General features: G+C 73.0%; 14 protein-coding genes. 9 read left to right on the top strand and 5 right to left on the bottom strand.

Annotated features, from left to right (window positions below; all coding sequences use genetic code 11):
* Positions 1 to 144: sigma-70 family RNA polymerase sigma factor (locus ACWEOZ_RS43255; protein ID WP_451916490.1), on the top strand; the 144-nt coding region annotated here is incomplete at its 5' end.
* A gap of 54 nt (positions 145 to 198) precedes the next feature.
* Here ACWEOZ_RS43255 and ACWEOZ_RS43250 read toward each other — a convergent pair.
* Both ACWEOZ_RS43250 and ACWEOZ_RS43245 read right to left on the bottom strand, forming a co-directional pair.
* A complete protein-coding gene (locus ACWEOZ_RS43250; RefSeq protein WP_451916488.1) occupies positions 199 to 795 on the bottom strand; it encodes a general stress protein in 597 nt (198 codons plus the stop codon).
* A 14-nt stretch (positions 796 to 809) separates the two neighbouring features.
* Positions 810 to 1,757 (bottom strand): phosphatase PAP2 family protein, encoded by a 948-nt coding sequence (locus ACWEOZ_RS43245; RefSeq protein ID WP_451916487.1) that lies wholly within the window; start codon positions 1,755 to 1,757, stop codon positions 810 to 812.
* 235 nt (positions 1,758 to 1,992) lie between these two features.
* On the opposite strand from ACWEOZ_RS43245, the gene gsmA reads away from it, so the two are divergent.
* Entirely contained in the window at positions 1,993 to 3,126 is a 1,134-nt protein-coding gene (gsmA, locus tag ACWEOZ_RS43240) for a sporangiospore maturation cell wall hydrolase GsmA (RefSeq protein WP_451916486.1), read from the top strand.
* A gap of 86 nt (positions 3,127 to 3,212) precedes the next feature.
* Positions 3,213 to 5,555 carry an ATP-binding protein gene (locus ACWEOZ_RS43235; protein ID WP_451916485.1) on the top strand — a complete coding sequence of 781 codons (2,343 nt, stop codon included), beginning with the start codon at positions 3,213 to 3,215 and terminating at the stop codon, positions 5,553 to 5,555.
* On the opposite strand, the gene ACWEOZ_RS43230 is transcribed toward ACWEOZ_RS43235, so the two are convergent.
* Positions 5,488 to 5,853, bottom strand: coding sequence for a response regulator (locus ACWEOZ_RS43230; protein WP_360544131.1), 366 nt, complete (start codon positions 5,851 to 5,853; stop codon positions 5,488 to 5,490). The genes ACWEOZ_RS43235 and ACWEOZ_RS43230 overlap by 68 nt on opposite strands.
* A 146-nt stretch (positions 5,854 to 5,999) precedes the next feature.
* Here ACWEOZ_RS43230 and ACWEOZ_RS43225 point away from each other — a divergent pair, with 146 nt between their 5' ends.
* The 5 genes from ACWEOZ_RS43225 to ACWEOZ_RS43205 all read left to right on the top strand — a co-directional run bounded on the left by ACWEOZ_RS43225 (position 6,000) and on the right by ACWEOZ_RS43205 (position 12,523).
* Positions 6,000 to 6,785 carry an aldo/keto reductase gene (locus ACWEOZ_RS43225; protein WP_451916489.1) on the top strand — a complete coding sequence of 262 codons (786 nt, stop codon included), beginning with the start codon at positions 6,000 to 6,002 and terminating at the stop codon, positions 6,783 to 6,785.
* 74 nt (positions 6,786 to 6,859) lie between these two features.
* The gene (gene hrpA / locus ACWEOZ_RS43220) at positions 6,860 to 10,786 is read left to right on the top strand and encodes an ATP-dependent RNA helicase HrpA (RefSeq protein ID WP_451916484.1); all 3,927 of its coding nucleotides are present in this window, start codon (positions 6,860 to 6,862) and stop codon (positions 10,784 to 10,786) included.
* A 117-nt stretch (positions 10,787 to 10,903) separates the two neighbouring features.
* Positions 10,904 to 11,284 (top strand): DUF6401 family natural product biosynthesis protein, encoded by a 381-nt coding sequence (locus ACWEOZ_RS43215; protein ID WP_451916483.1) that lies wholly within the window; start codon positions 10,904 to 10,906, stop codon positions 11,282 to 11,284.
* 65 nt (positions 11,285 to 11,349) lie between these two features.
* Positions 11,350 to 12,093: a LamG-like jellyroll fold domain-containing protein gene (locus tag ACWEOZ_RS43210; protein WP_451916482.1), complete on the top strand. Its 744-nt coding sequence runs from the start codon at positions 11,350 to 11,352 to the stop codon at positions 12,091 to 12,093.
* A gap of 139 nt (positions 12,094 to 12,232) precedes the next feature.
* On the top strand, positions 12,233 to 12,523 hold the full coding sequence (locus ACWEOZ_RS43205) for a DUF1905 domain-containing protein (RefSeq protein ID WP_451916481.1): 291 nt from the start codon (positions 12,233 to 12,235) through the stop codon (positions 12,521 to 12,523).
* Between the two features lie 3 nt (positions 12,524 to 12,526).
* Here ACWEOZ_RS43205 and ACWEOZ_RS43200 read toward each other — a convergent pair whose 3' ends face one another.
* On the bottom strand, positions 12,527 to 13,156 hold the full coding sequence (locus tag ACWEOZ_RS43200; protein WP_451916480.1) for an NADPH-dependent FMN reductase: 630 nt from the start codon (positions 13,154 to 13,156) through the stop codon (positions 12,527 to 12,529).
* A 103-nt stretch (positions 13,157 to 13,259) separates the two neighbouring features.
* Positions 13,260 to 14,159: an LLM class flavin-dependent oxidoreductase gene (locus tag ACWEOZ_RS43195; protein WP_451916479.1), complete on the bottom strand. Its 900-nt coding sequence runs from the start codon at positions 14,157 to 14,159 to the stop codon at positions 13,260 to 13,262.
* A 229-nt stretch (positions 14,160 to 14,388) separates the two neighbouring features.
* On the opposite strand from ACWEOZ_RS43195, the gene ACWEOZ_RS43190 reads away from it, so the two are divergent.
* The coding region (locus ACWEOZ_RS43190; RefSeq protein ID WP_451916478.1) for an alcohol dehydrogenase catalytic domain-containing protein at positions 14,389 to 14,816 on the top strand (428 nt) is incomplete at its 3' end.

Raw genomic sequence — 14,816 nt, 5'->3', positions numbered from 1 at the left:
CAGAAGATCCTCACCCTGCGCTTCTACGGCAACCTGACCCAGTCGCAGATCGCCGACCAGGTGGGCATCTCCCAGATGCACGTCAGCCGCCTGCTGGCCCGGGCACTGACCAAGCTGCGCGGCGAGCTCGAGCCGATGCTGTAGCCGGACGCGAGCCCGGAGAAGCGCCGTCCCGACGGGACGGCGCTTTTCTCATGCTCAGGAAGCGCCGCTGGCCTGCCAGTTGAGCCGGGTCAGCAGCTGACGGGCGCCGTCGGCGACGTCCGCCTCCACGACCACCGCGTACTGGCCGGCCTGCAGCGAGCTGCGCGAGGTGAAGTCGCGGCGCCCGCCGGTCATGGCCTGGGCGATGGCGCCGAAGATCGCGCCCCAGGCCGCGCCGATGAGCAGGCCGACGAAGATCAGCCCGAACCAGTTGGAGTCGCTGAAGATGCCCAGGAACAGGCCGATGAACAGGCCGAACCAGGCACCGCTGGCCGCGCCCGCGAGCGCCGCCCGCACGGTGGTCATCCGGCCCAGCACGTTCTCCACCAGACGCAGGTCGGTGCCCACGATGCTGGTCTTCTCGACCGGGAACTGGTTGTCGGACAGGTAGTCGACGGCCTGCTGGGCCAGCGCGTAGTCAGGGTAGGTGGCCACCGACACGGTCGGCGCGGCCGCGGCTCCGGCAGTCGCGCCCGCGGTCGGATCGGCGGCGGGCATCGCCGGCACACCGGCCGGACCCGGCGGGACAGCGCCGCCGGCGCCCGGCATGGAGGCGGGTGGGGTGGTGTGCGGGTTCTCGGGGGTGGTCATGGCTGGATACCTCCTCAGTCGGCGGCCGGCGCGGAGTGCGCGGACGCCAGGGCGGGCGGGTCTCCCACCGGCCGGTCACCGGCGGCGAGCCGCACCCAGATCGCGAAGACCCCGGCGACCGCGGCCGTGATGGCCGCCGAGCCGGCGATGAACGCGAACCGGCCGGAGACCAGGTCCGGCGTGACGCGTTCGGATAGCACGACCGCGCCGATGCCGAGCAGGCCGGCCGTCGCGCAGAGCGCGCCGATGCCACCGAAGACCAGCATGGCGAGCCTGTTCGGCCGGGCGGTCACGCCGGTGATCCGCGCCCGGCGGGCCCGGACCAGCGCGGACGCGCCCGCGCTCCAGGCCAGCACGACCAGCAGGGCGGCCACGGTGTCGCTCGGGCGGTGCCACTCGGCCCAGACGGTGGCGATCGCGATGATCGTCACGTAGGCGGCCCCGATCAGCGCGACCGTGCCGCGAATGGCGAACGGCAGCACCAGGATCAGCGCGAACGCCACCGAGGCGGCCGCGGTGGTGTGGCCGCTCGGGAAGGAGTTCGGCGCGGGGAAGCCGTCCAGGTCGGGGCGGGGCAGGCGGTTCTTGAACAGTCGGGTGCTGGCGTTGGCCCCGATCACCAGCAGGCCGGCGGCCAGCGCCAGGTCGACCCGGCGGCGGATGAAGCCGATCGCGGCCGCGGCCACGCAGACCAGCACGAGGCTGGCCAGGGTCGTGCCGTTCAGAGCGCGCTCCAGCACCTGCACCACGCGCTCGTGCCGCACGTCGGCGCCCTGCATCATCATCGTGTCCACGGTCTGCCCGAGCGGGGTGCGCACGCAGGCCAGATAGACCCCGGCCACGCCGGCCGCGGCGAGCAGCGCGACGAACGCGTGCCCGACCACGTGCCAGAAACCCCGGCCCGGCCGGTCGGCCGGTGCGGGTTCCGCGCTCTCTGCGGGGCGGGATGCCAGGGCCGTCATCGGCGGTGTCCTCCAGTACGTCACGAGCGGGCGGTTCCGCTTTGCCCAGACGAGTCACATCTCAAGCACGTCCGCGCCGCGGATCATAGTCCCCTCCCGCGCCATCCGCCCCAGGCAGCACATCTCCGCCCCCGGCAACCCGGATGCACCCGCCCGCAGCCCGGCCCCGCAACGCCGCCCCGCGACCTTCAGACCAACGCCGAGACGGACGCCGGCCGCGATGAAGGGGATGTTCATGCTGCACACCGCCCGCCGACTGCTCACCGCGCCGCTGCTGCTGGCCGCGCTCGGAGCCGGGCTGATCGTGGCGCCCGGCGCCGCCGAAGCGGCCGGGGTGTCCGCCACCATCCACGTCGGGAGCACGCTCAAGGTGCGCTCCGGGCCCTCGCTGACCGCCAAGGTGGCCGGCACGGTCCGCAACAAGCAGAAGGTCACCGTCGCCTGCTACGTGCCCGGCCAGAAGGTCAAGGGCTCGTTGCGGACCACCACCTCGTGGGACCGGCTGGGCGCGGGCCGCTACGTCTCGCACGGCTACGTGAAGGCGGCCCGCTCGCTGCCGCGCTGTGCCGTGAGCTCGCCGACGGCCGTACCGACCAAGACCAAGACCTCCGGCACCGCCCGGTACGTCATCGGCACGGTCAAGAGCACCGACGGCAGCGTGAACCTGCGCTCGGGCTCGGCCACCATCGAGTCCGTCACCGGTACGGTCGCCAGCGGCGCGAAGATCGACCTGACCTGCGCCGTCACCGGTCAGTACGTGGCGGGCACGGTCCGCTCGACGAACCAGTGGGACCGCACGCCGACCGGCTCGTACATCTCGCACGCCTACATCTACTCGGGCCCGCTGCCGGTGTGCGCGGGCTCCCCGGCCCCGGCGCCGTCGGTGACGCTGACCCCGGCCGAGTTCATCGCGGCCTCGGTGCCCGGCGCGCAGCGCGGCTGGCGTGACTACGGCGTCCCGCCGTCGGTGACCATCGCGCAGGCCATTCTCGAGTCCGGCTGGGGCCGCAGCGGCCTGGCCTCGGTGGACCGCAACTACTTCGGCATCAAGTGCCAGAACGGCAGCTACGGCAAGCTGGCCAGCGGTTGCCACGTGTACCGGACCAACGAGTGCACCAAGGCCGGCAGCTGCTTCGCCACCTCGGCCAGCTTCCGGACGTACGCCACCCAGTCGCACTCGTTCCGCGACCACGGCAGCTTCCTGCGGGTCAACAGCCGCTACGCCGGGGCGTTCGTGCACACCAAGGACGCCAACAAGTTCATCTGGGCGGTCTGGAAGGCCGGCTACGCCACCGACCCGAACTACTACACCAAGGTCACCGGCATCATGGCCTCCTACGACCTGTACCGGTACGACACCTGGAAGTGAATCCTCCTCACCCCCGTCGGCGGAACCTCGCCGGCGGGGGTGATTCGCGTCTTATGCTCCGTTCGGTGGGGAGTCGCGGTGCCAGGGTGCAAGACGGCGCGATCGGAGCGTGGTCAGGACGCTTCGTCGGCCCGCTGCTCGCCGCCACTGTGCTCGTCGTCGGGCTCGCCGGCACCCTGCTCACCGCCGGCACCCTGCGCTCCGACCAGCGCGAGAGCGCGGACCGGGTGATGGACCAGCGCACTTCGGTGGCCCGGGTGGCCGTCGCGGGCGAGGCCGGGCGCTACCGCAGCCTGCTGCAGGCGGTCGCCGCCGGGCTGGGCACCAACAGCCGGATCACCGCGACCGACTTCGCCGCCGCCTCGGCCCCGCTGGAGAGCGCCGGCCTGCTCGGCGTCAGCACCGTCGCCTTCGTCGTGCCGGCCCGGACCGAGGCTGTCGCCCGGACCGAGGCGTTCTGGCGCGCCCGCGGGGCCACCGAGCTGCGGCTGGCGCCCAGCAGCGCCCACGCGGAGCACTACTTCTCGATCTTCCAGCGCACCCTGAACAACGGCACCCCGGCCACGCCGGGCATCGACGTGGCGCTGTCGGCCGAGGGCACCGCCGCGCTGGTCGAGGCCCGCCGCACCGGGCGGCCCGCCGTCTCCGACACCTACGTGCTGCTGCGCGACCGGGGCATCCCGCCGGACCGCCAGCAGCTGTCGTTCCTGTTCGCCGCCCCCGTCTTCGCCCCGGCCACGCAACCCGGGCGGTTCCCGGAATTCCAGGGCTGGGTGGCACTGGGCCTGCGGGGTCAGGACTTCCTCGGCAGCGTGCTGGGCACCGCCAGCCAGGGCCTGCTCGACGGCGAGCTGTACGCCATCAACGGCGACGGGCGGCGGGTCCGGGTGGCGGCGTACGACGCGCCGGGCGGGCGGGACCTGGTTCGGCAGGCGACCTTCCCGGTGGCCGACCGGCAGTGGACGCTGGTCACTGCGGCCGACTCGCGCAATCTGCCCGGCGCGCACACCAGCATGCCGCTGATCGTGCTGGCCGGCGGCTTGTCGACCACGTCCATGCTGGCCTGCCTGGTGTGGATCCTGGCCACCGGCCGGTCCCGGGCCCGGGCCCAGGTGCTGGTGGCGACCGAGGAGCTGCGGACCGCCGAGGCCGAGAGCCGCCGCCAGGCCGGCCTGCTCGGCGCGATCATGGCCAGCCTCGGCGACGGGGTCGGGGTGGTCGACGAGTCCGGCGCGTTCCTGCTGCACAACCCGGCGGCCAAGGCGCTGCTCGGCGTCCCCGAGGACGTCGACGGGCCGGGGGAGTGGCAGCAGCACTACGGCCTGTTCCGTCCGGACGGGCACACCCCGTTCCCGGTCGAGGAGATGCCGCTGGTCCGGGCCCTGCGCGGGGAGTCCTCCGACGGCGTCGAGATGATCATCCGCAACCCGCACCGCCCGGACGGCATCCTGGTCAGTGTGGACGGCCGGCCCCTGGACGCCAACGCCGCCGGGTGCCAAGGCGCCGTCGCCGTCTTCCACGACATCACCGAGCTGCGCCGCTACGAGACCGACCTGGCCGTCTTCGCCGGGGTGGTCGCGCACGACCTCAAGGCGCCGCTGGCGGTCATCCGCGGGCACTGCGAGGTCGCGGCGGACGAGCTGGCCGACGCCCCCGAGGGCCCGGAGGTCTTCGAGGCCCGCGCCGCCCTCGACCGGATCGCCAACAACGCCGACCGGATGGCGGCACTGATCGACACCCTGCTGGCCTACACGACCGCCCGCGACGCGCCGCTCAAGCTGGGCGCCGTGCGGCTCGGCCCGCTGGTCGCCGACGTGATCGAGCAGCGCCTGGCCGGCCCGCGCCCCGGCGGGCCGCCGCCGCCCGACTTCTACGTCGGGCCGCTGCCCGACGTGCACGCCGACCCGGCGATGCTGCGCCACGTGCTGGACAACCTGATCGGCAACGCGCTCAAGTACGTCCCGGCGGGCCGGCACGCCCGCATCGACGTCACGGCCCAGCCGGGGCCACCGGGCTGGACCCGGATCGAGATCGCCGACCGCGGCATCGGCATCCCGGACGCGGACAAGCCGAACATCTTCGAGTCGTTCCACCGGGCCGGCACCGCCGCCGGCTACGCCGGCACGGGCCTCGGACTGGCCATCTGCCGCCGGATCGTGGAGCGCCACGGCGGCACGATCGGCGTCACCGACAACCCCGGCGGGGGCACGCGTTTCCACTTCACTCTGCCGCTGGCCGTCACCACCCCCGGGCCCGGCCAGGCTGCCGGCGATCAGGGAGCCGGCGATCTGGCTGCCCTGGACCGGGCGCTGGCCGAGCGTGCGGCCGTCGAAGGGTCGACGCCGGCGCTGCTGTCCGGGGTCAGGCCGGCCGCGGCGGCAGCAGTGCCGCCACGCACGCCAGGAGCTGAGCGGGCAGGAACGGCTTGAGCAGCGTCGCGTTCGCGCCCACCTCGGCCGCCCGCTCGTCCCCGGGCAGCATGGAGCCGCTGGCCAGCACCACCGGGATGTGCTTGAGCCCGGCGTCGGCGCGGATCGCCCGGCACAGGTCCAGCCCGGTCATCCGCGGCATGTCGACGTCGGTCACCACGATGTCCGGGCGATGCTTGCGGACCGCTTCCAGGGCCGCGGCGCCGTCGCTGGCGACGACGACCTGATGGCCGGCCCGCTCCAGCGCGCGCTGGAGCACGAACCGGATGTCCTCGTGGTCCTCTGCGACGACGATCATGGCACCTCGGTCTCTCATGGCCGCGACATCCGGCCGGAAGCTGTCGGAGAGATACCGAATGAGACGGCTGCCGGGAAACGGGCTGCCCCGGCACTGATCCCGGCGGGCCCGAACATCGTGGTCTGATCCGGCGCCCCGTGGGCAAGATGGAGGACATGACGATTCCCTCCGTACCGCTGGGTGGCCCGGTCGACATGCCGCTGCTCGGCTTCGGGACCTGGCAGATCCGCGGGAGTGCCGCGTACGACGCGGTGCGTGAGGCGCTGGAGGCCGGCTACCGCCACCTCGACACCGCCACCATGTACGGCAACGAGGCCGAGGTCGGCCGGGCGCTGCGCGACAGCGGTGTGCCCCGCGACGAGGTCTTCATCACCACCAAGCTGCCGCCGGACCGGGCCGGCCAGGAACGCGCCACCCTGGACGCCAGCCTCAGCGCGCTCGGCCTGGACGCCGTCGACCTGTGGCTGATCCACTGGCCGCCGCGCCGGGGCCAGTCGGTGCAGGTGTGGCGCGAGCTGCTGACCGCCCGGGACGAGGGCCGGGCCCGGGCCGTGGGCGTCAGCAACTACGGCACCGAGGACATCGACGAACTCATCGCCGCCACCGGTCAGAAGCCGGCCGTCAACCAGATCCGCTGGGGTCCCAAGCTGTACGACGCCAAGCTGGTCGCCGAGCACCGCGAGCGTGGTGTCGTGGTCGAGGGCTACTCGCCGTTCAAGACCACCGACCTGCACGACCCGGTGCTGACCCGGATCGCCACCGCGCACGGCGTCGACCCGGCCCGGGTGGTGCTGCGCTGGCACCTGCAGCACGAGATCGTGGTGATCCCCAAGAGCGCCACCCCCGAGCGGATCGCCCGCAACGCGCAGATCGACGGCTTCGTGCTCAGCGACGAGGAGATGACCCAGATCGACGGGCTGTCCCGGGTGTGACCGCGCCGGTGTGATGCGGACGGCGCGTTAATCATCGGGCGTTCCGGGCCGGATCTGCCTATTGTTGACGCGCCATGTCTGTCACACCCGTCAGCCCGGACCTCGCCGAGCTCCGCCGCCGCCTGTCCGAGCTGCTGCCGCGCGACGAGCGCCGGCTCCAGCGCCGCATCGAGGGCACCCGCAGGATCCGCGACGAGGTCGCGCGGGCCGCCGTGCTGACCGAGATCGCCGCCGAGGTGACCGAGGCCGAGCAGCGGCGTGCGGCCCGCCTGGCCGCCGTCCCGCCGATCACCTATCCCGACGAGCTGCCGGTCAGCCAGCGCCGCGACGACATCCTGACCGCCATCCGCGACCACCAGGTCGTGGTCATCGCCGGTGAGACCGGCTCGGGCAAGACCACCCAGCTGCCCAAGATCTGCCTGGAGCTGGGCCGGGGCGTCCGCGGCCAGATCGGGCACACCCAGCCCCGCCGGATCGCCGCCCGCACGGTCGCCGAGCGCATCGCCGAGGAGCTGGGCACACCGCTGGGCTCGACGGTCGGCTACAAGGTCCGTTTCACCGACCAGGTCACCGACGAGACCATGGTCAAGGTGATGACCGACGGCATCCTGCTCGCCGAGATCCAGAACGACCGGATGCTGCGCCGCTACGACACGCTGATCATCGACGAGGCGCACGAGCGCAGCCTCAACATCGACTTCATCCTCGGCTATCTGGCCCAGCTGCTGCCCAAGCGCCCCGATCTCAAGCTGATCATCACGTCGGCGACGATCGAGACCCAGCGCTTCGCCGAGCATTTCGCCGGCCCGGGCGGCCCCGCGCCGGTCATCGAAGTGTCGGGACGCACCTATCCGGTCGAGGTCCGCTACCGCCCGCTGGTCGAGGAGACCGGTGACGACGAGGGGGAGAGCCGCGAGGAGCCGATCGACCAGGTGGACGGCATCGCCGCCGCCGTCGACGAGCTGGGCCGCGAGAGCAGCGGCGACATCCTGGTCTTCCTCAGCGGCGAGCGCGAGATCCGCGACACCGCCGACGCGCTGACCAAGCGCGACCTCAAGAACACCGAGATCGTCCCGCTCTACGGCCGGCTGTCCGCCGCCGAGCAGCACAAGGTCTTCCAGCGGCACACCGGGCGCCGGGTCGTGCTGGCCACCAACGTCGCCGAGACCTCGCTGACCGTGCCGGGCATCCGCTACGTCATCGACCCCGGCACCGCGCGCATCTCCCGCTACAGCAGCCGGCTCAAGGTGCAGCGGCTGCCCATCGAGGCGGTCTCGCAGGCCAGCGCCAACCAGCGCAAGGGCCGCTGCGGGCGCACCTCGGACGGCATCTGCATCCGGCTGTACTCCGAGGAGGACTTCGAGTCCCGGCCGGCCTTCACCGAGCCGGAGATCCTGCGCACCAACCTGGCCTCGGTCATCCTGCAGATGACCGCGCTGGGGCTCGGCGACCTGGCCGCGTTCCCGTTCATCGACCCGCCGGACAAGCGCAACGTCACCGACGGCGTCAAGCTCCTGGAGGAGCTCGGCGCGCTGGAGCAGCGCAAGCTCACCGCGCTCGGCCGCCAGCTGGCCCAGCTGCCGGTCGACCCGCGGCTGGCCCGCATGGTCATCGAGGCCGACAAGCAGGACTGCCTGGCCGAGGTCATGGTGATCACCGCCGCGCTGTCCATCCAGGACCCTCGCGAGCGCCCGGCCGACAAGCAGCAGCAGGCTGACGAGAAGCACGCCCGGTTCGCCGACAAGGAATCCGACTTCTTCAGCTACCTCAACCTCTGGCGTTACCTGCGCGAGCAGCAGCGGGAGCTGTCCGGCAACCAGTTCCGCCGGCTGTGCCGCAGCGAATTCCTCAACTACCTGCGGGTGCGCGAGTGGCAGGACATCTACTCGCAGCTGCGGCAGGTGGTCCGTACCCTCGGGCTCACGCTCACCGAGCGCGACGAGCTCGCCGGGGCCCAGCCGGTGCACACGGCCCTGCTCGCCGGTCTGCTCTCGCACATCGGCCTCAAGGACACCGACAAGCGCGAGTATCTGGGCGCCCGCGGCGCCAAGTTCGCGATCTTCCCCGGGTCGGCGCTGTTCAAGAAGCAGCCGCGCTGGGTGATGTCGGCCGAGCTGGTCGAGACCTCGCGGCTGTGGGGCCGGGTGAACGCGCGGATCGAGCCCGAGTGGGCCGAGAAGCTGGCGCCGCACCTGGTCAAGCGCAGCTACAGCGAGCCGCACTGGGAGAAGAAGCTGGGCGCCGTGATGGCCTACGAGAAGGTGACCCTCTACGGGCTGCCGATCGTGCCGCGGCGCAAGGTCGGCTACGCCCGGGTCGACCCGGCGCTGTGCCGTGAGCTGTTCATCCGCCACGCGCTGGTCGAGGGCGACTGGGAGACCCACCACAAGTTCTTCGCGGAGAACGCCAAGCTGCTGGCCCGGATCGAGGAGATCGAGAACAGGGCCCGCCGCCGGGACATCGCGGTCGACGACGAGACCGTGTTCGCCCTCTACGACGCCCGGATCCCGGCCGACGTGGTCTCCGCCCGGCACTTCGACGCCTGGTGGAAGAAAGCCCGCCACGGGCAGCCCGACCTGCTCACGTTCACCCGGGAGCTGCTGGTCAACGCGGGCCGCGACGCCGTCGACCCGGGGGCGTACCCCGATGCCTGGCTGGTCGACGGGGTCCGGCTGCCGCTGACCTACCAGTTCGAGCCCGGCGCGGCGGCCGACGGCGTGACCGTGCGGGTCCCGCTGCCGCTGCTCAACAAGCTCGACGCCGACGACTTCGGCTGGTCGGTCCCGGGGCTGCGCCGGGAGGTCGTGATCGCGCTGATCCGGGCCCTGCCCAAGCAGCTGCGGACCAGCTTCGTGCCGGTGCCCGACTGGGCCGAGGCGGTGCTCAGCCGCATCCCGGCCCGCCGCGGTGCGCTGCCCGACGCGGTCGGCGACGAGCTGCGCCGGCTGACCGGCACGGTTGTGCCGCGCGACGCCTGGCGGCCCGACCAGGTCCCCGACCACCTCCGGATCAACTTCCGGGTGGTCGGCGAGGACGGTGCCGTCGTGGGCGAGGGCCGCGACCTGGACGTGCTGCGCGCGAGCCTGGCGCCCAAGGTGCAGGCGACCATCTCCGCGGCGGCCGGGGCCATCGAGCGCCGCGGCATCACCACCAACGACTTCGGCACGCTGCCCCGTTCGATCGCCCAGGTCCGCGGCGGCTACGAGGTGACCGTCCATCCGGCGCTGGCCGACGAGCACGACAGCGTGGCGGTGCGCGTCTTCGAGACCGAGGAGGAGCAGCGGGAGGCGATGCGGGCGGGCACCCGCCGGCTGTTGCTGCTGACCCTGCCGCCGGCCGCCCGTTTCCTGCAGGGCCGGCTGGACAACCGGGCCAAGCTGGAGCTGTCCCGGGGCAACCCGTACCGCTCGATCGCCGACCTGCTCGACGACTGCGCCGGCGCGGCCGTCGACAAGCTGGTCGCCGACGCCGGTGGCCCGGCCTGGGACAAGGAGTCCTTCACGAAGCTGCGCGAGGAGGTCCGCGCCGACCTGGTGGACGCGGTCGCCAACGTGGTGACCCAGGTCCGGGCGGTGCTCGCCACCGCGTACGACGTCGAGCAGCGGCTCGGCAGCACCCGTGACCCGGCCCTGGTGCCGGCTCTGGCCGACATCCGGCAGCAGCTCAAGGGCCTCGTGCATCCCGGCTTCGTGACCGAGACCGGCTGGAAGCAGCTGCACCACCTGCCCCGCTACCTGCGGGGCATCACGCACCGCCTGGACCGCCTGGCCGGCAACCTGCCGCGGGACCGGCAGCTGATGAGCCAGGTGCACGAGATCGAGCGGGAGTACCGCGAGCTGCGCGCCGAACTGCCGGTGGGTGGCCCGGCCGACGAGGGCCTGCGGGAGATCCGCTGGATGATCGAGGAGCTGCGGATCAACTTCTTCGCCCAGGCCCTCGGCACCGCCTATCCGGTGTCGGACAAGCGGATCTACAAGGCCATGGATCAGCTTCCCGGATAAGTCTGCTGTACCTTTCGCGGTGGTTCCTCCGGCTGCGGGGTGCGTCCCGGGCAGCGGTCGGGTGCCGTTCGGTTACCCGGCTGTCAACCGGTGGTACGAGGCCCTAGCGTCCTTCCCATGACGAACGAATTCCTGGCCTTCGCCCCGGTTTCCACCGCTCCCGCCGCCGACCCGGCCCGCGCGCTGCTGGACGAGATGATGGCGCGGGTGGGTGTCGACGGCCTCGCCGCCGCGCTCGGTGACGCCGGCCTGCTCGCCCAGGTCGACCAGCACGCCGCCGCGGTGCGCGACGCCCTGCGGGACGCCGGCCGCGCCGTCGACGCCGAGGGGCTGGCCGCGTACGCCAAGTCGATCCTCGCCGCCGCCGTGCGGATGGGCCGTCCGGTGCCGGAGCCGGGTCACGCGTACGTGTCGGGCACCGCGTGGCTGGCGGCCGAGTGGCACCTGATGCGCCTGGTGGCCGTCTGCATGATCGCCGAATCGTCCGGTCTGCTGTAGAGATCACCCGAAACGCTGACCCTCCGATGGTCGCGGCGTAAAGAGTATTCCGTACCTTTTGTCTTATGCGTTTCGCCGCCTCACTTGCCCTCGCGATCACGGCCCTGCCGGGCATCGCCGCCTCCTCGCCCGCGCTCGCCGCCGCGCCGGCCGCGCCCGCACCGGTCACCGTCGCCCGGTACACCTTCGACGCGGGTGCCAGTGCCACCGGCCGCGTCGCCGACAATTCCGGCCGCGGGACCGCCCTGACGGTCCGCTCCGCGAACCAGGGCCGGGTCACCTTCACCGGCACCGCCACCGACAAGGACGCGTCCTTCCCCGCCGCCTGTGCCGCCACGGCGAAGAGCTGCCCGCGAGCCCTGCTCGAGGGCACCGACGACCCTGATCTCGACCCGGGCACCCGCACGTTCCGCTGGGGCGCCTCCGTCCGTCTCACCCGGGCGCAGGTGACCGGCTCGTCGAACGTCGTCCAGAAGGGCGTCGTGGACACCGACAGCCAGTGGAAGATGCAGATCGGCGCCACCCGGGGCCGCGCCCAGTGCGTGGTCGTCGGTCGCGGCTCGGCCCAGGTCTACCTGGTCCGCAGCAGCGTCGGTGTCGCCGACGCCCAGTGGCACACCGTCATGTGCCAGCGCTCCGGCGCCACCCTCTCCGTCTACGTCGACGGTCAGGAACGCGGCAAGCTCGCCGTCCCGGCCACCCTGTCGATCGCCAACGACCGGCCGCTGCGCATCGGCGGTCCCAACTTCAACGCCAAGAGCGACATGTACCACGGTCTGCTCGACGACGTGTACGCCCGCCTGGGCTGACCCCGACCCGCGGCGGTCAGGCCGGCCACTGGCTGGGCCGGTCTGACCAGCACCGCGCAGCGCGGGGCCGGACCCGGCGAGGTCCGGCCCCTGTCGCCGTCGCCGGGGACAGTCGCACCGCTCTGCCATCATGCCGGGCATGGATCTGGAGTTCACCGGGGACATCTGGTACTGGCGGGGGCCGGCACCGTGGTATTTCGTGACCGTGCCGGAGCCGGAGTGCGTCACACTGCGCTCCTGGTCGTACGCCAGCTACGGCTGGGGCATGATCCCGGTGGTCGCGCGGATCGGCGGCACCGCGTGGGAGACGTCGCTGTGGCCCAAGGACGGCCGGTACGTCGTACCGGTGAAGGCCCATGTCCGGAGGGCCGAGGAGCTCGACGAAGGAGTCACCGTCGCGGTGCGGCTCGCCGTCCGCGACCAGGCGTGAGCGTCACGACGGCGCCCGCCAGCCGCGCGGCGTGCTCGCGTCCCGCCGCATGACCACGGGGAAGACGCTCGAGTAGGCCTGCCAGGACGGCTGCGCGCGGGGGCGCGGGGCCGCGGCCGACTGCCCCAGCGCCGCCAGGATGTCCTGCCCGGCCCGGTGCAGCTGCGGATCGGTGACCAGGCCCTGGGCGTCGACGGCGGCCGGATCCAGCGGCACCCGGATGCAGGCCGGGCGCAGCAGCCGGGCATTGCCGTAGCTCAGCGCGGTCTGCAGCGCGGTGAGGGCGCTCTCGTCCTGCCCGGGCGCGGCCACCGAGAGCCACGCGGCCGGGCGGCCGTTGAGGTCACCGCCGTCCACGAGCCAGTCCAGCAGGTTCTTCAGGCTGCCCGGCAGGGACCCGGCGTACTCCGGGGTGCTGAACAGCAGGGCCTGCGCGGCGTCGACCTCGGCGCGCAACCGGGCCACGGCCTCGGGCACCGGCTGCTCCCCGGGTACGAACGCCGGCAACGTCCGCAGACCGTCGTAGAGCGTGGCGGTCAGATCCGCCGGAGCGGACCGCGCCACCGTGCGCAGCGCGGCAGTGTGCAGCGAACCCGCACTGGTGCCGCCCGTGATCAGCAGGATGCGCGTCATGCCGAGACGATAAGGCCGCGCGCTCACGTTCCGGCCGCGACGCGGCGGGGTCGGCGGACGTCGATCATGTGGTCCGGTTCACTCCTCCAGCTCAGCCCGTGGCTCAGGTCCGCAGCGCGGCGAGGGCCCGGCGGACCTGATCGAGCGGCGCGTCACCCAGCGGACGCAGCACCACGGTGCCGGCGCCGGCGGCCCGCAACGCCGCCACCCGGTCCGTCACGACGGACGCCGGCCCGATCATGGTGAACAGCTCGGCCGGCTCGGCGCCCAGCCAGGCCGCCTGGGTGGCGAGCATGTCGCGGGTCGCCGCGGCGGCCCGTCCGGCGTCGTCCTCCACGTGCAGGAAGGCGAAGACGATCAGCTCGTGCTCCGGGCGGTCACCGGCGGCGCGGCCACGCTCGATGTGCTCCCGGGACGCGGCGATCCGGTCCGGGCCGATGCCCTCGGCGATGATCGTGCCGTCGGCGACCCGGCCGGACAGCTCCAGGGACTTCGCCCGAACCACCCCGGTGACCAGCGGCGGCACCTCGGCCGGCGGGTGCACCAGCCGGACGCCGTCGATGGTCACCTCCCGGCCGCGCATCGTGACGGTCTCCCCGCCGAGCAGGGCGCGTACCCCGACGATCGTCTCCTCCAGCAGCGCCAGCTTGCTGGCGGGCTCCGCACCCACCTGCCGCATCCATTCCGCGACGCCGTGCCCCAGGCCCGGCACCAGCCGCCCCGGGTACGCCCGCGCCAGCATCGCCAGCTCCATGGCCAGCAGCGCCGGGTTGCGCAGCGCCGCCGGGGCGATGCCGATGCCCACCCGCAGAGTGTCGGTGGCGGCCAGGGCGACGGCGGCGGAGCTGATCGAGCCGGCCCAGCCCAGGTCCTCGACCACCCACAGGTCGTCGGCGCCGGCCTCCTGCACCGCCGCGGCGAACCCGGCCAGCTCCTCGGGCGCCCGGTCGCGGTCGAACATGACACCGATCCGCGGCCGCGCCGGGACGTGATTGGCAGACATCGCGCGAGTCTATGCAGTCCGGCCGCTTCCACGCCGGAGGAGTGGCCCGCCTCGTTCGCCGATCAGCAGGTCCGCGTCGTGGCGACGCTGCGGCCCTGGCTCGTGGGCCGGGTCGAGCACATCGCCGACAAGACGCCCTCCATCACGGAACTTGCTCGGGCGCCTTGACCTGAAGCCGCGTTGAGGGTGGAGCCTCTCCTCGGACGACGGTCGAGCGGAGGTGGTCGGGGTGCGGGTGGTCGAGGTGGCCCGGTTCGGTGGGCCCGAGGTGCTGGTCGCGGTGGACGCGCCGGATCCGGTGCCCGGTCCGGGGGAGGTCGTCGTCGAGGTGGCCGCCGCGGACGTGCTGTGGGTCGAGACGATGATCCGCCAGGGGCAGGGCGGCGACTACTTCCCGGTGCGGCCGCCGTACCGGCCCGGTTGCGGGGTCGCCGGCACGGTGGCGCTGGTCGGTGCGGGTGTCGACCCGGCCGGGGCCGGGCGCCGGGTGGTCACGCGCACCGGGCCGCACGGTGGTTACGTGGAGCGGGCGCTCGAGCCGGCCGAGGGGCTGATCCCGGTGATCTCGGCGCCGCGACTTTCGTGCTGTCCGAACAGACGGCGAAGTGCGTCAGCCCCAGGTCGATACCGACCTCGGACTCGACTGTCGGCAACGCC

The sequence above is a fragment of the Actinoplanes sp. NPDC004185 genome (genome assembly GCF_053603475.1).
The sequence above is the reverse complement of the archived record's forward strand: the minus strand, read 5'-3'. Positions and strand labels throughout refer to the sequence as shown.